Genomic DNA, 18360 nt, shown 5'->3' on the forward strand with positions numbered 1-18360 from the left:
TCGCGGCCCCGTGCGACCGTCCGTCGCAGATTCAGGCGCCAGGGGACCCTCGGTTGGACGCAGACTCAAGCCGCGCCTTGCTTTCGCGAGCCCTCGCGCGCGTCGCCAACCGCGACCACGACGCCCTCAAATACGTCTATCGGCACACCTCGGCGAAACTGCTGGGCGTGGTCCTCCGTATCTTGAATGATCGCGAGGAGTCCGAGGACGTGCTGCAGGACGTGTATCTGACGGTTTGGAACAAGGCCGACCGGTTCGATCCGGAGAAGGCCAGCCCCATCACCTGGCTGGTCAGCCTGGCCCGCAACCGCGCCATCGACAAGCTGCGCGCGCGCGGAACCCGGGTGATGACCGGCGTCGAGGAAGCCGAGGCCCTGCCCGACGCCGCCCCGCTGGCCTCGGCCCGGGTCGAGGCCGACGAGGACCGCCAGCGCCTCGACGGGTGCCTCGACCAGCTCGATCCCAAGCATTCGGGCGCCGTGCGCAAGGCCTTCTTCGAGGGCCTGACCTATGACGCCCTGGCCCAGGCGGTGGGGGTGCCGCTGGGCACGATGAAAAGCTGGATCCGGCGCAGCCTGATCAGCCTGCGGGCCTGTCTCGAAGCATGACCGACGCGACCGACATCCCGCCGGAAGGTGAAGAGCGCCCCCTGGCCGGCGAGTACGTGCTGGGCGTGCTGGCGGCGGACGAACGCGCCGAAGCCGAGCGCCGCATCGTGGCCGAACCGGCCTTCGCCCGGTCCGTGGCCTGGTGGGAGGAGCGCCTGACGCTGCTGGCCGCCGACATCCCCTCGGCGACACCGTCAGAAGGCCTGTGGCCGCGCATCCAGAACCTGATCGTCGAGCCGCTGAAACCGTCGGCCTGGAACAGCGTGAACCTGTGGCGCGGCGTGGCCGCCGGCGCCTTGGCCCTGGCGGCCGCCAGCGTCGTCATCGCCGTGCTGCCGCGCCCGGCCGCGCCGCCGATCGTCGCGCCGACCCCGGCCAAGCCGCAGGCCGCCGAAGTGGCGCTGATCGCCGATCCGACCAGCAACAAGCCGATGGTGGTCGCCACCCTCGACCACGCCACCGACCAGGTGATGCTGACGCCGATGGGCATGAAGATGCCGCAAGGCCGCGACGCCGAGCTGTGGATCATCCCCGAGGGCCAGAAGGCGATCTCGCTGGGCGTGATCCCGACGGACGCGCCCAAGCGCATCCCGATGCCCGAAGGCCTGCGCGGCGCGGGCACCTACACCGCCCTGCTGGCCGTCACCGACGAGCCGATCGGCGGCTCGCCCACGGGCGTGGCCACCGGCTCGGTGCGCGCGGCGGGCAAGTTCCTCCGCGGCTAGACCGGGAGCCTCTTCGCGCCGCACGCGTTGGCCCCGGTCATGAGCACCATCGCAGACCGGCTGCCTGACTGGCTGAACGACTCCGTGTGGCTGATCGCCTGGGCGCCGCCCTGGATCGTCAGCCTCGTGCTGATCGCCCTGGCCGTCGTGCTGGCCTGGAGCGTCCACGCCATTGCGGTGCGGATGGTGCGCCACTCGCTGTCCAAGCGCGACGCCTTCTGGCAGGCCCTGATCGCCCGCACCCGCCGGCCCACCCGCATGGCCTTCGTGGTCGCCGCCCTGGGCGCGGCGGCCTCGGTCGCGCCGCTCGACGCCGCCCAGGCGGAAACCGCCAAGCACGTGCTGCTGGTGCTGTTCATCCTGCTGCTGGGCTGGATGGCCATGACCGCGCTCGACATTGGCGCGGCCCTCTACCTGCGGGGCTTCAAGGTCGACGTCGAAGACAACCTGCTGGCCCGCAAGCACATCACCCAGATCCGCATCCTGCGGCGGGCGATGGCCATCCTCGTGGGCATCTTCACCCTGGCCCTGGCCTTGATGACCATCCCCGGCGTGCGGCAATGGGGGGTCAGCCTGCTGGCCGCAGGCGGCGCGGCCTCGGTGATCGTGGGCCTGGCCTTGCAGCCCCTGCTGACCAATCTGATCGCCGGCATCCAGATCGCCGTCACCCAGCCGATCCGCATCGACGACGCCGTCATCGTCGAGAAGGAGTGGGGCAATATCGAAGAGATCAACGCCACCTACGTGGTGGTGCGCCTGTGGGACTGGCGGCGGATGGTGCTGCCGCTCAGCTACTTCATCCAGACCCCGTTCCAGAACTGGACCCGCGAGAACGCCGCCCTGATCGGCACGGCCATGCTCTATGTCGACCCCGCCGCTCCCGTGGACCGCCTGCGCGCCAAGCTGGAGGAGATCGCCAGGGCCTCGAAGCTGTGGGACGGCAAGGTCGTCAACCTGCAGGTCACCGACATCACGCCCGAGGTCATGGAAGTCCGCTGCCTGGTCAGCGCCCGCAACGCCCCGGTGACCTTCGACCTGCGCTGCGAGGTCCGGGAAAAGATGATGGCCTTCCTGCGCGACGAACTGCCCGAGGCCTTCCCGAAGCGCCGGCTGGCGCTGGCGGCGGAGGGTTAAACCACGTTTCCCCTCCCCCTTGATGGGGGAGGGGCCAGGGGTGGGGGTGAATACGGCGGTTGAAGCCGCGCACGACCGTCAACTCAGCAATCACCCCCATCCCCAACCCTTCCCCCATCAAGGGGGAAGGGAGCGAGACAATCATCAAGTAAGTGATTTATGACTTACGAACAGGCGCCCGTCTCGTTGGCTGGCGCTTGCGCGGGCAATCGGCGATGACTTGACCGTCGCGCCGCTTGCCCAGGGGGACGGGCGGGCGCAGCCTGCTACCCATGGGGGCGACGAAATGCGGGGAGCGTGGTGACGCGGGAATTCGAGATCGGCGTCAGGGCCAAGGCCCGCTGCGACCTGATGGGCGCGGCGCCCTTCAGCGAGGCCGACGACATGCTCGTGCGCCGGTTCCTGACCAGCGCCCACAAGGCCGCCCTCGACACCCTGAAGTTCTGGATGGAAGAGGCAGGCATGGCCGCCCGCCTCGACGCCGCCGGCAACCTGGTCGGCCGCTACGAGGGCGAGACGCCAGGCGCCCCGGCCCTGCTGATCGGCTCGCACATCGACAGCGTGCGCAACGGCGGGCGCTATGACGGCGCGCTGGGCGTGATGCTGGCGATCGACGTCGTCGAGGCCTTCCACCGCCAGGGCCGCCGCCTGCCCTTCGCCATCGAGGCCATCGCGTTCGGCGACGAGGAAGGCTCGCGCTTTCCCGCCTCCATGGCCTGCAGCCGCGCCGTCGCCGGCACGGTCGATCCCAAGGTCATGGAGATGACCGACGCCGAGGGCACGAGTCTCGCCCAGGCCTTCGCCGCCTTCGGCCTGGACCCGACGCGCCTCACCGAGGCCGCCCGCAAGCCGGACGAGATCTTCGCCTTCCTCGAAGCCCATATCGAGCAGGGCCCGGTGCTGGAGGCCGAGGGCCTGGCCCTGGGCGTCGTCAGCGCCATCGCCGCCCAGAAGCGGCTCATGGTGCGATTCAAGGGCCAGGCGGGCCATGCGGGCACCACGCCGATGGGCCTGCGCAAGGATCCCGGCCCGGCCGCCGCCGAGGCGGTGCTGGCCCTGGAAAGCATCTGCCGCGACGGGCCGCTGGCCGGGACCGACGGCCTGGTGGGCACGGTCGGCCGAATGACCGCCCTGCCCGGCGCCTTCAACGTCATTCCGGGCGCCGTCGAGTTCTCGATGGACATCCGCGCAGAGACCTCGGCCACACGCGACGCGGCTGTCGAAGCGATCACCACCGAGATCGAGGCCATCGCCGCCCGGCGCGGCCTGACGGTTTCGGTCACCCTGATGCAGGCCCTGGCCGAGAGCCCCTGCGACGCGGGCCTGACCGACCTGCTGTCAGGAGCCGTGGCCGACCTCGGCGGCCCGGTCCGCCGCCTGCCCAGCGGCGCCGGCCACGACGCCATGGTCATCGCCGACCTCTGCCCCACCGCCATGCTGTTCATCCGCTGCGAGGGCGGGATCAGCCACAACCCCGCCGAAGCCGTCACCGACGCCGACTGCGCCCTGGCGGCGCGGGCGATGGTCGGGTTCGTGGAGCGGCTGGCGACACGCAACGATTTCTCGAAGACGCCCGAATGAACACCTTCAAAGAACTCGACCACCCCGCCCGCCTGCTGATGGGCCCCGGCCCGATCAACGTGCACCCGCGCGTGCTGCGGGCCATGTCGGTGCAGTTGCTGGGCCAGTTCGACCCCGAATTCACCGGCTACATGAACGAGACGATGGCGCTCTATCGCGGCGTCTTCCAGACCGAGAACCGCTGGACCTTCCTGATCGACGGCACCTCGCGGGCCGGGATCGAGGCGGCGCTGGTCTCGACCCTGGTTCCGGGCGACGACATCGTGGTGGTCAACGCCGGGCGCTTTGGCCTGCTGCTGGCCGAGATCGCCGAGCGCTGCGACGCCAAGGTCACCTTCGTCGAGGGCGAGTGGGGCCAGGTCGTCGACCCGCAGGCGGTCGAGGACGCGGTCAAGCGTGTGAAGCCCCGGCTTGTAGCCTGCGTGCACGGCGACACCTCGACCACCATCGCCCAGCCGATCGAGGCCATCGGCGAGATCTGCGCCCGCCACGGCGCGCTGCTCTATGTCGACGCCACCGCCACCTTGGGCGGCATGAGCGTGCCGGTCGACGCCTGGAACGCCGACATCGTCACCGCCGGCCTGCAGAAGTGCCTGGGCGGCCCCTCCGGCTCGGCCCCGATCACCATCAGCGACAAGGCCGCCGACCACATCTTTTCCCGACGCCACGTGGAGAAGGGCTTGGCCGTTCCCGGCGCGACGGGCGCCGGCCGCCGCATCGCCTCCAACTATTTCGACCTGGCGATGATCATGGACTACTGGTCCGACAAGCGCCTGAATCACCACACCGAGGCGGCCAGCATGCTGTTCGCCGCCCGCGAATGCGCGCGGATCGTGCTGGAGGAAGGGCTCGAGGCCCGCTTCGCCCGCCACGCCCAGGCAGGCTCCGCCATGACCGCCGGGATCGAGGCCCTGGGCCTCCAGGTCTATGGCGACCAGGCCCACAAGATGGCCAACGTCACCGGCGTGATCGCGCCCCCGGGCGTCGACTACGACCGGGTGAAGGCCCGCATGCGCACCGAGTTCGAGATCGAGATCGGCGCGGCCTTCGGGCCTCTTGCGGGAAAGATCTGGCGGATCGGAACGATGGGCGTGAACGCCCGCAAGCACGCGGTTCTGCAGACCCTGGCGGCTCTGGAGGCGGTGCTGCGGTGGGAGGGCTTCGTCGCGCCGGCGGGGGCGGGCGTGGATGCGGCGGCGGGGGTGTTCGGGTGATAGTGGCGAAGACCCCCTCCGGCTCTCCGGGCCACCTCCCCCAGAGGGGGAGGATCGCGTTCGGCGCCGACGCCAAGATGCTCCCCCTCTGGGGGAGCTGTCGCGGAGCGACTGAGGGGGCCTGCGGCTTATGACGGCTTACCCCCGCGACCTCGTCGGCTACGGCGAACATCCGCCGCACGCCCAATGGCCGGACGGCGCCCGCGTGGCGGTGCAGTTCGTGCTGAACTACGAGGAAGGCGCCGAGCGCAGCGTCCTGCATGGCGACAAGGTGAGCGAGTACTTCCTGTCGGAGATGGTCGGCGCCCAGCCCATCGAGGGCGCGCGGCACATGTCGATGGAGAGCCTCTACGAATACGGCTCGCGCGCCGGCTTCTGGCGGATCCGGCGCCTGTTCGAGGAATTCGGCCTGCCGCTGACCGTCTACGGCGTCGCCCAGGCCATGGAGCGCCATCCGGACGTGGTCGAGGCGATGATGAAATCCGGCTGGGAGATCGCCAGCCACGGCTATCGCTGGATCGACTACCAGCACTTCCCCGAAGACCTGGAACGCGAGCACATCGAGAAGGCCATCGAGGTGCACAAACGGCTGACCGGGGAACGCCCGCTCGGCTGGTACCAGGGGCGCACCAGCCCCAACACCGCGCGCCTCGTCGCCCAGGAAGGCGGCTTCGTCTACGACGCCGACAGCTATAGCGACGACCTGCCTTACTGGGACGACCAGCATGGCCGCGCCCAGCTGATCGTGCCCTATACGCTCGACACCAACGACATGCGCTTCGCCGCGCCCCAGGGCTTCAACAGCGGCGACCAGTTCTTCGCCTATCTGCGCGACGCCTTCGACGCCCTCTGGCTGGAGGGCGAGACGGCGCCGAAGATGATGAGCATCGGCCTGCACTGCCGCATCGTCGGCAAGCCCGCCCGGATCATGGCCCTGCGGCGGTTCCTCGAACACTTGACGAGCCACGACAAGGTCTGGGTGGCCAAGCGGATCGATATCGCCCGCCACTGGATCGCGACGCATCCCTACGGAGCCAAGGCATGAGCGCCCCGCCTCTCACCCTGGCTCGCCTCAACAGCATGAACCAGACGGGTTTCGTCACCGCCCTGGGTTTCGCCTTCGAGCTGTCGCCGTGGGTCGTCGAACGCGCCTGGGACGCGCGGCCGTTCGCCAGCGTCGAGGCCATGCATGGCGCGATGATGGACGTGCTGAACGCCGCCTCCGTCGACGACAAGCTGGCCCTGATCCGCGCCCACCCTGAACTGGCCGGCAAGGCCGCCATCGCCCGGGCGCTGACCGCCGAGAGCACGGCCGAGCAGGCCGGCGCCGGGCTCGACAAGCTGACGCCCGAAGAGTTCGCCCGCTTCCACGACCTCAACGCCGCCTACGGCAAGAGCTTCGGCTTTCCGTTCATCATCTGCGCGCGGCTGAACGACAAGAGCTCGATCCTGCGGGCCATGCAGGCCCGCCTGTCCAACGACCGCGAGGCCGAGATCGCCGAGGCGATCCAGCAGATCGGCCTCATCTCCAAACTCCGCATCCAAGACGCCGTGACGCAATAGATGGACTACGATCTCGCCGCCTGGCTGAACCTGGCGCTCCGCTGGCTGCACGTGATCGCGGGCGTCGCCTGGATCGGGGCCTCGTTCTACTTCGTCTGGCTCGACAACAATCTGCGTGCGCCCGAGCCCCCGAAAGACGGCGTGAAGGGCGAGCTGTGGGCCGTGCACGGCGGCGGCTTCTACCACTCGCAGAAGTACATGACGGCCCCGCCGCACATGCCGGACCACCTGCACTGGTTCAAGTGGGAGGCCTACACCACCTGGCTGTCGGGCTTCGCCTTGTTGTTCGTGCTCTACTACTGGGGCGCGCCGGTCTATCTGATCGACCCGACCAAGCACGCCTTCAGCCACTGGCAGGCGGTGGGCGTGGGCCTGGCCTTCATCTTCGGCGGCCTGGCGGTTTACGAGGGCCTCTGCCGCTCGCCGCTGGTGGAGCGCCCGCGCCTGTTCGGGATCGTCTGGTTCGCCGCCCTGGTCGGCGCGGCCTACGCCCTGCAGCACCTCTTCACCGACCGTGGGGCCTTCATCCACGTCGGGGCGATCATCGGCACGGCCATGGCCGCCAACGTCTTCCTGACCATCATCCCCAACCAGCGGAAGATCGTCGCCGACATGCTGGCCGGTCGCGAAGTCGACCCGCGCCTGGGCGCGGCGGGCAAGCAGCGCTCGGTGCACAACAACTACATGACCCTGCCGATCCTGTTCATCATGATCAGCAACCACTATCCGGCCATCACCGGCCACCCGAAGGCCTGGCTGCTGCTGGCGCTGGTGGGCATGGCGGGGATCTCGATCCGCCACTTCTTCAACCTGCGCCACCACGGGATCATCCGGCACGACTTCCTGTTCTACGGGGCCATGCTGATGTTCGCCGTCAGCGTGATCGTCAGCCAGAAGCCCAAGACCCCCGCCGTGCTGGGGCCGGTCAGCTTCTTCGAGGCCCAGGCCATCGTGCAGAAGCACTGCGTGACCTGCCACAGCGCCGCGCCCAGCCATCGCGGCTTCTCGGCCCCGCCCAACGGCGCGACCTTCGACAGCGCCGAGCACATCGCCCGCTATGCGCCCAAGATCCGTGAGCGCGCTGTGATCAGCACCAGCATGCCGCTTGGCAACGAGACCCATATGACCGATGAGGAGCGCGCCAAGCTTGGCGCCTGGATCGAATCCGGGGCCAAACTGCCCTGACGCCCTCCCCCTTGGCGACGCTGGAGACCGCCCCCTTGTCCGACGCCGATCACGAGGTCGCCCCCGACGCCCCGGCCCCGCGCAAGCGCAACGCCGAGCGGACCCGCAAGGCGATCATGTCGGCGGCGCTGAAGGAGTTCTCTCAAGCCGGGTTCGCGGGCGCGCGCATCGAGCGGATCGTCAAGGCCGCCAAGTGCAACATCCGCATGCTCTACCACTACTTCGGCGACAAGAAGGGCCTCTATGTCGCCGTGCTGGAAAGCGCCTACGAGGACCTGCGCAACCGCGAAGCCGAGCTGAAGATCGACTTCGACAAGCCGATGGCCGGTTTCCTCGAATTGCAGCGCTTCACCTTCGAGTATTTCGAGAAGAACCCGAAGTTCGAGGGCCTGCTGCGCAACGAGAACCTGCTGCAAGGGCGGTTCGTGGCGCAATCGCGGAAAGTCACCGAGACGGCCTTCCCCCTGCGCCGCACCATCGAGCGGCTGATCGAGAGCGGCCAGGCCCAGGGCCTGTTCCGCGACAACCTCGACCCGATCCAGATTTACGTCACCATCGCCGCCATGAGCCGCTTCCACCTGGCCAACGGCTGGTCGCTGTCGGCCACGCTGGACACCGACATGACGACGCCCGAGTGGCGCCGGGCGCGGCTGCAGCATGCGCTGGACGTGCTGGAGGGGTATCTGCGGAAGGCGTGAGACGCCTCTGGCGGATTTCGTGTTAGGCTGACTGCGCGATGAAAGCCGAACCGTCCATTTTCGACGATAGCGACGACGCCGCCGAAGCCGCGGCCGACGCTGAAGGTCTGGCCGACCTGGAAGCAGGCCGGACGATTTCGCACGAGAAGATGAAGGCGTGGCTGTTGTCCTGGGGCACGCCCGAGGAAACCCCGCCACCCGAGCGTGACTGACAGCGGCCGATGACCGACCAAGACGCGCCTGCTTTCAAGGTCGCCTGGTCGATCAGGTCTCGACGCGATCTAGAGGGCATCCGCGCCTATATCGGACAGGTTCGCCCCATCGCGGCGCAGCGCCTGGCTATCCGATTGATCGCCGCCGTCGAGGCCCTGGCTTTCCATCCACATCGCGGACGCCCCGCTGGTGGAGACGTCCGCGAACTGGTGGCGGTAGCGCCCTATGTGGTGCGCTACCGGGTGAAAGGCGGGATGGTGCAAGTCATAAGGATCAAGCACGGCGCGGAACGCCCCGACTGATCCCCTACTTCGCCATCACGTTCATCACCGCCAGGGTCATGGCCTCGACGCCCGTGCGGATGCTCGGCTCGGGGACCGGGGCGAAGAAGGGCGAGTGGTTGACGGGCAGCGGCTTGCCGGCCGCCTTGGCCTCTTCCATCGCCTTGGGATCGAAGCCGCCGATCGAGAAGTAGACCGACGGCACGCCGGCGATGATGAACTCCGAATAGTCCTCGCTGGCCGAGCCGGGCGACGGCACGGCGACCGCGTCCTTGCCGAAGGCGGCCTTGAAGACGGCGGCGGTCTTTTCGGTCAGGGCCGCGTCGTTGACCACCGCCTTGCCGCCGGGGATCAGCTGGAGGTCCGGGGCCGGGGCGCCCGACATCTCGGCCACGGCCTTGGCGGTGCGGGTCACGCCGTCGAGGATTCTGGTGCGCACGCCGTCGTCCTGGGTGCGGATGGTGCCGCGCACCTTGGCCTTGTCGGGGATGATGTTGCCGGCGCTGCCGGCCTGGATCGAACCGACCGTGACGACGCCGAACGCCGCCGGATCCTTCTCGCGGCTGATCACGCTCTGGACATCCACCGTGAAGCGGGCGGCCATCATCACCGGGTCGATCGAGGCGGCCGGCATCGAGCCGTGGGCCCCGCGGCCGTTGAAGGTCAGCTCCAGGGCGTCGGAGGTCGAGGTCAGGACACCGGCCTTGTAATAGACCTGCCCCGCCGCGCCGGGACCGACGTGCAGGGCGAAGCCGTAGTCGGGCTTGCCGAACTTCTCGAAGAAGCCGTCGCTGATCATCGCCTTGGCGCCGCTGACCGTCTCTTCCGACGGCTGGGCGACGAACACCAGCGTGCCCTTCCACTTGGCCTTCTGGGCGACCAGCTGGCGGGCGGTTCCGATCCAGGCGGCCATGTGCACGTCGTGGCCGCAGGAATGGGCGACGAACACCTCGGCGCCGTTCCAGGTGGTCTTGGCGCGGCTGGCGTAGGGCAGGCCCGTCTTCTCTTCCATCGGCAGGGCGTCGAGCTCGGTGCGCACGAGAACGCTGGGGCCCTCGCCGTTCTTGAGCACCGCCACGACGCCGGTCTTGCCGACGCCTTCGGTCACCGTGAAGCCCAGGCTGCGCATTTCAGCGGCCAGCTTCTTGGCCGTCTCGACCTCCTGGAAGCCCAGTTCCGGATGGGCGTGGATGTCCTTGTAGAGCGCGTCGAGCTGCGGGTAGTCGCGGTCCAGCTGGGCCTTGATGGCGGTCGCCGTCGCCGGGACGTTCAGCGGCGCGGCCAGCGCCGGGGTGGCCAGCAGGGCCAGGGCGGCGGCGAGGGTGAGCTTCGGGGTCAAGGTCATGCGGCTCGCGCGGCGGACCGCGCCCTTCTGGTTTTACGCTTGAACTGAACCCTTCCCCCTTGATGGGGGAAGGGCAGGGTTGGGGGTGGTTACGGCGATGGACGTCACGCGGGCGGCGCCAAATCCTGAACCGCTGTCACCCCCATCCCCAACCCTTCCCCCATCAAAGGGGGAAGGGAGAGCATCGAGGATCAGAACTTCCGACGGGCGTTCACCCCGAAGGTGCGCGGGGTCAATCCATAAAGCAGGTCCTGGTACCCGACGTTGCTGTTCTTGTTCATGATGCCCTCGGCGTCGGTGAGGTTGCTGACGAAGGCGTAGACGCCCCAGCCCTCGCCCTCGACCCCGGCCCGCAGGTTCACCGTGCTGAAGCCGCCGAACTTGTCGTAGTAGACGTAGGTCGGGCGGAAGGTGGAGACCATGTCGCCGGTATAGGCGTAGTCGGCGCGCACCAGGCCGTTGAGGCCGGCCGCCGGCAGCGGCCACGTGTATTGGGCCGAGGCCGCGGCCGTCCAGTCGGGCACGTTGGCGATGCGGTCGCCCTTCTTGCCGGTCGAGCCGTCGACCAGGATGTTGGCGTTGGCCTGGTCCTCGGTCAGCTCGGCCTTGGTGTAGCCCACCGAACCGTTCAGCGAGAGGCCGTGGATCGGACGGGCCGAGACCTCGAGCTCGATACCCTGGATCCGCGCCGCGCCGGCGTTGGTGATGAAGGAATAGAGGCCGTCGGCGGTGATGGCGCTGGTCTGGCGGTTCTTCCAGTCGATGCGGTAGACGGCGGTGTTGGCGGTCAGCTTGCCGCCCAGCCAGGTGGTCTTCAGGCCCGCCTCATAGTTCCACAGGCTGTCGGGATTATAGACCACGAGCTTGCTGTTGAGGCCCGGCACGTTGTTGGCGCCGCCCGGCCGGAAGCCCTCGGACGCCGTGGCGTAGGCCATGATGTCCGAGGTGATCTTGTAGCTGGCGTTGAACTTGTAGACCCAGCCCGAGGCTTCGGCGGTCTGCTCGGAATAGGCGGCCGGCGCGGCGCCGGTCAGCAGGTTGCGCTGCGTGCCCGCGCTGCCGGGTGGTCTTGGTGTAGTCGTAGTGGCGCGCGCCCACCGTCAGCGACAGGCCCTCGACCTGCGGCGGCGTCCAGGTCAGTTCACCGAACTCGGCGGTCTGCTTGACGTTGGTGTTGACGTAACGGCCCTGCACGTACTGCATCGGGCTGTAGGGCAGGCCCGTGGCCAGGCTGGTCAGCACCGTGTTGCTGTCGATGTGGTCCTTGCGCAGCTCCATGTAGCCGCCGACCGTCCACTGCAGCTGGCCCTCGCCCTTCGACGACAGCCGCACCTCGTGGTTCCAGGCCCCCAGATAGGCGGGTTGGTAGCCGATCACGCCATAGGCGCTGCCGATATAGGGCTTGTACTGCGGGGTGAAGTCGATCGTCCGCAGCATGTCGTACTTGTAGTAGGCGCTCGAGGCGGTCAGCTCGCCGATCGGGCTCGACCATTTGCCGGTGACGCTGGTCAGGTCCATCTCGGTGTTCAGCGGCAGCTTCACGACGCTGTCGGTCTTGTAGTCGCCCAGGCGGTCGTACCAGCCCTGCAGGTCGTCGGCCGACGAGTTCTGGTGGATCTTGGTGACGACCAGCGAGATGTCGTCAGTGGGCGTGAAGCCCAGCATGGCGCGATAGCCGTCGGCGTGGCTGTCGTTGATGTTCTTGGCGCCGGTCTTGACGTTGTCGACATAGCCGGGGCGGTCCTCGGTATAGGCGACGATGCGGGCGGCCAGCTTGCCCTCGATCAGCGGAATGTTGCCCATGGCCTTCAGGTACGAGCCCTGCGAGCCGCCCTTGGTGGTGGTGGCCTGGGCCTCCATCGAGGCGCTGAATTCGGTGCTGTCGGGCTTGGAATAGATCACCCGGATGGTGCCGCCCATCGAGCCGCCGCCGTACAGCGTGCCCTGCGGGCCGCGCAGCACTTCCACCCGCTCGACGTCGAACAGGTTGAGGTCGGCGGCGTTGTTCGCCGGATCCTGCGTGGTGCCCGAGGGGCCGGTGATCGAGGTCTCGTCGTAATAGAGGCCGGTGGTGGCCTCGCCCGAGCCCTGCACGCCGCGGATGGTCACGCGGCTCTGGCCAAGCTGGCCCTGGGTCAGGTTCACGCCCGGCACGGCGCGGAAATAGTCCTGCAGGCCGGTGGCGCCGATCTTCTGCAGGCTGTCGCCGGTGACGGCGCTGATGGCCATCGGCGTGGTCTGGAGGGTGGTCGAGCGCTTCAGCGCGGTGACGACGATCTCCTCGACCGTCTCGTCGGCGGCCGGCGCGGGCGTAGCGGTTTGAGCGGCCGCCCCCAGCGGCGCGGCCAGGGCGGCGAGCGCCGCCGTGGAAAGCAGGATCTTCAGGTCGGTACGCATAGCAGGTCCCCAGTGCATGCATGGTCACGCCCGCTCTGATGGCGGGTCGACGCCCAGGCTGGGGTCTGGGTCGAAAATATGTCAACACTTATGTATCGATATTATTTGGACCGATATAGGCGCCCTTTTGTGAGGCGCCCATCCGCCGCGCCTCTCATCGTGGTCGAGTCTTTGCCGGCCTATTGGTCTGACCATTGGATTGACAACCACCCTGCCCCGTTTAAACGAGAGGACGGGAAGACATGTCGCCGCGTACCGGCGCCGCCGCGGAAGGACGCCGATGCCGAAGATCACCGCCGCCAGGGTCATCGTCACCTGTCCGGGGCGCAACTTCGTCACCCTGAAGATCGAGACCAGCGACGGCGTCCACGGGATCGGCGACGCCACCCTCAACGGCCGCGAACTGGCGGTGGCCAGCTATCTCAACGACCACGTCATCCCCTGCCTGATCGGACGCGACGCCCACCAGATCGAGGACATCTGGCAGTTCCTCTACAAGGGCGCCTACTGGCGGCGCGGGCCGGTGACCATGTCGGCGATCGCGGCGGTCGACATGGCCCTGTGGGACATCAAGGCCAAGATCGCGAACCTGCCGCTCTACCAGCTGCTGGGCGGGGCCTGCCGCACCGGCGTCATGGTCTACGGCCACGCCAACGGGGCCAGCATCGAGGAGACCCTCGACAACGCCGCCGTCTATGCCGAGCAGGGCTACAAGGCCATCCGCCTGCAATCGGGCGTGCCGGGGCTGAAGACCGTCTACGGCGTCTCCAAGGACCGCTTCTTCTACGAGCCGGCCGACGCCGACCTGCCCAGCGAGAGCGTCTGGTCGACCGAGAAGTACCTGCGCAGCGTGCCGCCGCTGTTCGAGGCGGCGCGCGAGAAGCTGGGTTGGGACGTCCACCTGCTGCACGACGTGCACCATCGCCTGACCCCCATCGAGGCCGGCCGCCTGGGCAAGGACCTGGAGCCCTACCGGCCGTTCTGGATGGAGGACGCCACCCCGGCCGAGAACCAAGCCAACTTCCGCCTGATCCGCCAGCACACCACCACCCCGCTGGCCGTGGGCGAGATCTTCAACTCGATCTGGGACTGCAAGCAACTGATCGAGGAACAGCTGATCGACTACATCCGCGCCACCGTGGTGCACGCCGGCGGCATCACCCACCTGCGGCGCGTGGCCGCCTTCGCCGACATGCACGGGGTGCGCACCGGCTGCCACGGGGCCACCGACCTCTCGCCCGTCTGCATGGCCGCGGCCCTGCATTTCGACCTGTCGATCCCCAATTTCGGGATCCAGGAATACATGCGCCACACGGCCGAGACCGACGCGGTGTTCCCGCACGCCTACAGCTTCGAGGGCGGCATGCTGCATCCGGGCGAGGCGCCGGGCCTGGGGGTCGACATCAACGAGGCCCTGGCGGCGAAATACCCCTACAGCCGCGCCTATCTGCCCCTGGCCCGCCGCGAAGACGGCTCGATGCACGATTGGTAAGCGCGGGATTGGTGAGATCGCCGCCGCGATCTTGTCAGACCAAATAGCCGGGGCGTCCGACAAGGGTTATGTTATCGGTGTCGAACCTTAAGGTTCCGCGCGTCGATTCCAGGACCCCATGTCGGACAACGTCAAGCTCTACCGCAAGATCGCGGACACCGTGGCCGACGCCATCGAGGCGGGCCAGTACAAGCTGGGCGACCGCCTGCCGACCGAGCGCGAACTGGCCGAGCAGTTCGGCGTCTCCCGCCCCACCCTGCGCGAGGCGATGATCGCCCTGGAAATGCTGGGCATGATCGAGGCCCGCCACGGCCTGGGCATCTATGTCACCGGCGACGTGCGCCCCGTCGCGCCGCAGCCGGCCGAGCGCGATACGGAAATCGGCGCCTTCGAGCTGATCGAGGCCCGCCGCCTGTTCGAGGGCGAGGCCGCGGCGCTCGCCGCCACCAGCATCACCGAAGAGCAGATCGCCCAGCTGGAAAGCCTGCTCGATCGCATGCACGAGGAAGAGGAGATCCGGGGCGAGGACGCCGACCGCGAGTTCCACCTCGTGATCGCCGGCGCCACCGGCAACGGCGCGATCATCGCCACGATCGAGAACCTGTGGGATTGGCGCAACCGCTCGCCCCTGGCCCGCAACATCCTGACCCGCGCCCGCGGCATGGGGCTGGAGCCGCGCATCGCCGAGCACCGCCGCGTGGTCGACGCCCTGAAGGCCCGCGACCCCGCCGCCGCCCGCCAGGCCATGCGCGACCATCTGGAACGGGTGATCGAACACCTGCTGCACGCGACCGAGACCGAAGCGGTCGAACGGGCCCAGCAGGAGACGAGCGCGCGCCGCGACGCTATTGCAAAGCGCGTGGCGATCTAGGGGGGCGGGAGCCCCCTTCCACCCGCAATAAATCCGCTCATCCCCGCCTTCGCGGGGATGAGCGGTGTTTGGGAGGCGATACGGCTCGAGACCGATCACCTCCCAAATCCAGAAGCGAGAACTACCCCCGCTCGACTTGGCTGACGTCCCGCACCGCGCCGCGCGCGGCGTTGGTGGTCATGGCCGCATAGGCCCGCAGCGCCGGCGAGACCTCGCGCTTGCGGTCCTTCGGCTTCCAGGCGTCCTTGCCGCGCGCCAGCTGGGCAGCGTGGCGCTCGGCGAGAACCGCGTCGGAGACTTCCAGCTGGATGCCGCGGTTGGGGATGTCGATCAGGATCGAGTCGCCGGTCTCGACCAGGGCGATCAGGCCGCCCTCGCCGGCTTCCGGCGAGACGTGGCCGATCGACAGGCCCGAGGTGCCGCCCGAGAAGCGGCCGTCGGTGATCAGGGCGCAGGCGGCCCCCAGGCCCTTCGATTTCAGATAGGTGGTCGGGTACAGCATCTCCTGCATGCCCGGACCGCCCTTGGGGCCTTCGTAGCGAATGACCACGACCTCGCCGGCCGTGACCTTGCCGCCCAGGATGCCGCTGACGGCGTCTTCCTGGCTCTCGAACACCCGGGCCACGCCACGGAAGGTCAGGATCGACTCGTCGACCCCGGCCGTCTTCACGATGCAGCCTTCCGGCGCCAGGTTGCCGAACAGCACGGCTAGGCCGCCGTCCTTGGAGAACGGGTGCTCGACCGAGCGGATGACGCCCTTCTCGCGATCGAGGTCCAGGTCCTCCCAGCGCGCGGCCTGGCTGAAGGCGATCTGAGTCGGCTTGCCGCCGGGCGCGGCGCGGAAGAACTCCTGGGCCGTGCCGCTGTTGGTGCGGCCGATGTCCCAGCGGGCCAGGGACTCGGCCATGGTCGCGGCGTGGACGGTCGGCTGGGTCGCGTCGATCAGGCCGCCCTTCTCCAGCTCGCCCAGGATCGCGGGCACGCCGCCGGCGCGGTGGACGTCTTCCATGTGCACGTCGCTCTTGGCCGGGGCCACCTTCGACAGGCAGGGCACGCGGCGCGACAGCCGGTCGATGTCGGCCATCGAGAACTCGACCTCGCCCTCGCTGGCGGCGGCCAGCAGGTGGAGCACGGTGTTGGTCGAGCCGCCCATGGCGATGTCCAGGCTCATGGCGTTCTCGAACGCGGCCCGGGTGGCGATGCCGCGCGGCAGGGCCGTGGCGTCGTCCTGCTCGTACCAGCGCTGGCACAGGTCGACGATCAGCCGGCCGGCTTCCTTGAACAGGGCCTCGCGATCGGCGTGGGTGGCCAGGACCGAGCCGTTGCCCGGCAGCGACAGGCCGAGCGCTTCGGTCAGACAGTTCATCGAGTTGGCGGTGAACATGCCCGAGCACGAGCCGCAGGTCGGGCAGGCGGCCTTCTCGATCGCCTCGACTTCCTCGTCCGTGTACTTGTCGTCGGCGGCCACGACCATGGCGTCGACCAGGTCCAGCGAGCGGATCGCGCCCTTGATCTGCACCTTGCCGGCCTCCATCGGCCCGCCCGAGACGAAGACCACCGGGATGTTGAGGCGCATGGCGGCCATCAGCATGCCGGGCGTGATCTTGTCGCAGTTGGAGATGCAGACGATCGCGTCGGCGCAGTGGGCGTTGACCATGTACTCGACCGCATCGGCGATCAGTTCGCGGCTGGGCAGCGAATACAGCATGCCGCCGTGGCCCATGGCGATGCCGTCATCGACGGCGATTGTGTTGAATTCCTTGGCCACGCCCCCGGCCGCCTCGATCTCGCGCGCGACCAGCTGGCCCAGGTCCTTCAGGTGCACGTGGCCCGGGACGAACTGGGTGAAGCTGTTGGCGACCGCGATGATCGGCTTGCCGAAATCGGAGTCTTTCATGCCGGTGGCGCGCCACAGGCCGCGGGCGCCGGCCATGTTGCGGCCGTGGGTGGAGGTGCGTGAGCGATAGGGAGGCATGGGAAAATCTCAGTGTCGGCTGTGGGGTTATTACGCCCCTGCACGGCGCTTTCAAAATATATTAGAACGGCGATATTAGGTCGCCAGAGATATGAGATGGACATCCGCCCGCTGCGCCACTTCGCGGCCGTCGCCGAGACCCTGCACTTCGGCCGCGCGGCCGAGCGCCTGGGCATGACCCAGCCGCCGCTCAGCCAGTCGATCATGGCGCTGGAAAAGACCCTGGGGGCGCCGCTGTTCGTGCGCTCCAAGCGCAGCGTGCGCCTGAGCCCCCTGGGCGAAGCCTGGCTGCCGGACGTGCTGGCGGCCCTGGCCGCCGTCGACGAACTGCCGACCACCGCCCGGCGCCTGCGCGACGGCCAGACAGGCCTGCTGTCGCTGTCCTTCGTCAGCACCGCCGACTACAGCGTGCTGCCCGACCTAGTCAGCCGCTATTCGCGGGCCTATCCAGACGTCGAGATCCGCCTGGTCGAGGCGACCAGCGACGTGCAGATCCCCGCCATCGTCGCCGGCGAGCGCCATGCCGGCATCATCATCCCGCCGTCCGACCGCGCCCTGCCAGAGCCCCTGGCCTACCAGCGCCTGGTCTCCGAGCCCCTGGTCGCCGCCGCCCCGGCCGCCTGGATCGAGAGCGGCCGGCTGACGGTCGAGGACGGGGTGCTCGTGCCGGAGGCCATCGTCGATGCGCCGCTGATCCTCTTCCCCCGCACCGTCGCGCCGGCCTTCCACGACCTGGTCACCGGCTACTTCGCCCGCCTGGGCCGTCCCGCCCACATCGTGCAGGAGGCCATCCAGATGCAGACCATCATCAGCCTGGTCTCGGCCGGGCTCGGCGTGGCCCTGGTGCCGGCTTCCCTACGCAACCTGGCCCGGGCGGGCGTGGCCTATGTCGAGGTCCGCGACCCGCCGACGCTGGAGACGGGGCTCGCGTGGCGGCGGGACGACGATACGCCGACCTTGCGGGAGATGCTGCGGTTGGTGGGGGTGTAGGCGCTACGCGCACCCCCTCAGTCGCTCCGCGACAGCTCCCCCAGAGGGGGAGCATCTACGCCGCGAAATCCTCCCCCTCTGGGGGAGG

General features: G+C 68.6%; 18 protein-coding genes. 14 read left to right on the plus strand and 4 right to left on the minus strand.

Features of this window, described 5'->3' with window-relative positions; all coding sequences use genetic code 11:
• Nucleotides 1–77 precede the first annotated feature (77 nt).
• The 11 genes from AC1RRS_RS19580 (at nt 78) to AC1RRS_RS19630 (ending at nt 9223) form a co-directional block, all read left to right on the plus strand.
• Nucleotides 78–608, plus strand: coding sequence for a sigma-70 family RNA polymerase sigma factor (locus AC1RRS_RS19580; RefSeq protein ID WP_487291846.1), 531 nt, complete (start codon nt 78–80; stop codon nt 606–608).
• A complete protein-coding gene (locus AC1RRS_RS19585; protein ID WP_492856575.1) occupies nt 605–1333 on the plus strand; it encodes an anti-sigma factor in 729 nt (242 codons plus the stop codon). Before AC1RRS_RS19580 ends, AC1RRS_RS19585 begins: the two co-directional genes overlap by 4 nt.
• Before the next feature lie 39 nt (nt 1334–1372).
• Nucleotides 1373–2467 carry a mechanosensitive ion channel family protein gene (locus tag AC1RRS_RS19590; RefSeq protein WP_492856577.1) on the plus strand — a complete coding sequence of 365 codons (1095 nt, stop codon included), beginning with the start codon at nt 1373–1375 and terminating at the stop codon, nt 2465–2467.
• A 351-nt stretch (nt 2468–2818) separates the two neighbouring features.
• Nucleotides 2819–4048: an allantoate amidohydrolase gene (locus tag AC1RRS_RS19595; protein ID WP_492856606.1), complete on the plus strand. Its 1230-nt coding sequence runs from the start codon at nt 2819–2821 to the stop codon at nt 4046–4048.
• Nucleotides 4045–5262, plus strand: a complete 1218-nt coding sequence (locus AC1RRS_RS19600; RefSeq protein ID WP_492856578.1) for a pyridoxal-phosphate-dependent aminotransferase family protein — start codon at nt 4045–4047, stop codon at nt 5260–5262. The genes AC1RRS_RS19595 and AC1RRS_RS19600 overlap by 4 nt, the downstream gene beginning before the upstream one ends.
• Before the next feature lie 130 nt (nt 5263–5392).
• The gene (gene puuE, locus AC1RRS_RS19605; protein WP_492856579.1) at nt 5393–6307 is read left to right on the plus strand and encodes an allantoinase PuuE; all 915 of its coding nucleotides are present in this window, start codon (nt 5393–5395) and stop codon (nt 6305–6307) included.
• Nucleotides 6304–6825, plus strand: coding sequence for a 2-oxo-4-hydroxy-4-carboxy-5-ureidoimidazoline decarboxylase (gene uraD / locus AC1RRS_RS19610; protein WP_492856581.1), 522 nt, complete (start codon nt 6304–6306; stop codon nt 6823–6825). The genes puuE and uraD overlap by 4 nt, the downstream gene beginning before the upstream one ends.
• Nucleotides 6826–8010, plus strand: a complete 1185-nt coding sequence (locus AC1RRS_RS19615) for a urate hydroxylase PuuD (RefSeq protein WP_492856582.1) — start codon at nt 6826–6828, stop codon at nt 8008–8010.
• Nucleotides 8011–8045: 35 nt separating this feature from the next.
• A complete protein-coding gene (locus AC1RRS_RS19620; protein ID WP_492856584.1) occupies nt 8046–8708 on the plus strand; it encodes a TetR/AcrR family transcriptional regulator in 663 nt (220 codons plus the stop codon).
• A gap of 38 nt (nt 8709–8746) precedes the next feature.
• Nucleotides 8747–8920 carry a CopG family transcriptional regulator gene (locus AC1RRS_RS19625; protein ID WP_492856586.1) on the plus strand — a complete coding sequence of 58 codons (174 nt, stop codon included), beginning with the start codon at nt 8747–8749 and terminating at the stop codon, nt 8918–8920.
• A 9-nt stretch (nt 8921–8929) separates the two neighbouring features.
• Nucleotides 8930–9223: a type II toxin-antitoxin system RelE/ParE family toxin gene (locus AC1RRS_RS19630; protein WP_487291854.1), complete on the plus strand. Its 294-nt coding sequence runs from the start codon at nt 8930–8932 to the stop codon at nt 9221–9223.
• A 4-nt stretch (nt 9224–9227) separates the two neighbouring features.
• On the opposite strand, the gene AC1RRS_RS19635 is transcribed toward AC1RRS_RS19630, so the two are convergent.
• From AC1RRS_RS19635 to AC1RRS_RS19645, 3 genes are all read right to left on the minus strand, one after another.
• On the minus strand, nt 9228–10547 hold the full coding sequence (locus tag AC1RRS_RS19635; RefSeq protein WP_492856588.1) for an amidohydrolase: 1320 nt from the start codon (nt 10545–10547) through the stop codon (nt 9228–9230).
• A 191-nt stretch (nt 10548–10738) separates the two neighbouring features.
• Entirely contained in the window at nt 10739–11497 is a 759-nt protein-coding gene (locus AC1RRS_RS19640; protein WP_492856608.1) for a TonB-dependent receptor domain-containing protein, read from the minus strand.
• A complete protein-coding gene (locus AC1RRS_RS19645) occupies nt 11397–12944 on the minus strand; it encodes a TonB-dependent receptor (protein WP_492856590.1) in 1548 nt (515 codons plus the stop codon). The genes AC1RRS_RS19640 and AC1RRS_RS19645 overlap by 101 nt, the downstream gene beginning before the upstream one ends.
• A 280-nt stretch (nt 12945–13224) precedes the next feature.
• Between AC1RRS_RS19645 and manD the strand changes: the two genes are divergently transcribed.
• Both manD and AC1RRS_RS19655 read left to right on the plus strand, forming a co-directional pair.
• A complete protein-coding gene (gene manD, locus AC1RRS_RS19650) occupies nt 13225–14436 on the plus strand; it encodes a D-mannonate dehydratase ManD (RefSeq protein WP_492856591.1) in 1212 nt (403 codons plus the stop codon).
• A 118-nt stretch (nt 14437–14554) separates the two neighbouring features.
• Entirely contained in the window at nt 14555–15307 is a 753-nt protein-coding gene (locus AC1RRS_RS19655; RefSeq protein WP_492856593.1) for a FadR/GntR family transcriptional regulator, read from the plus strand.
• 121 nt (nt 15308–15428) lie between these two features.
• Here AC1RRS_RS19655 and ilvD read toward each other — a convergent pair whose 3' ends face one another.
• Nucleotides 15429–17282, minus strand: coding sequence for a dihydroxy-acid dehydratase (gene ilvD, locus AC1RRS_RS19660; RefSeq protein ID WP_492856595.1), 1854 nt, complete (start codon nt 17280–17282; stop codon nt 15429–15431).
• A gap of 96 nt (nt 17283–17378) precedes the next feature.
• Between ilvD and AC1RRS_RS19665 the strand changes: the two genes are divergently transcribed.
• Nucleotides 17379–18272: a LysR family transcriptional regulator gene (locus AC1RRS_RS19665; protein ID WP_492856597.1), complete on the plus strand. Its 894-nt coding sequence runs from the start codon at nt 17379–17381 to the stop codon at nt 18270–18272.
• Nucleotides 18273–18360: the final 88 nt, after the last annotated feature.

This window comes from Caulobacter sp. GW821-FHT12A07, assembly GCF_058807655.1.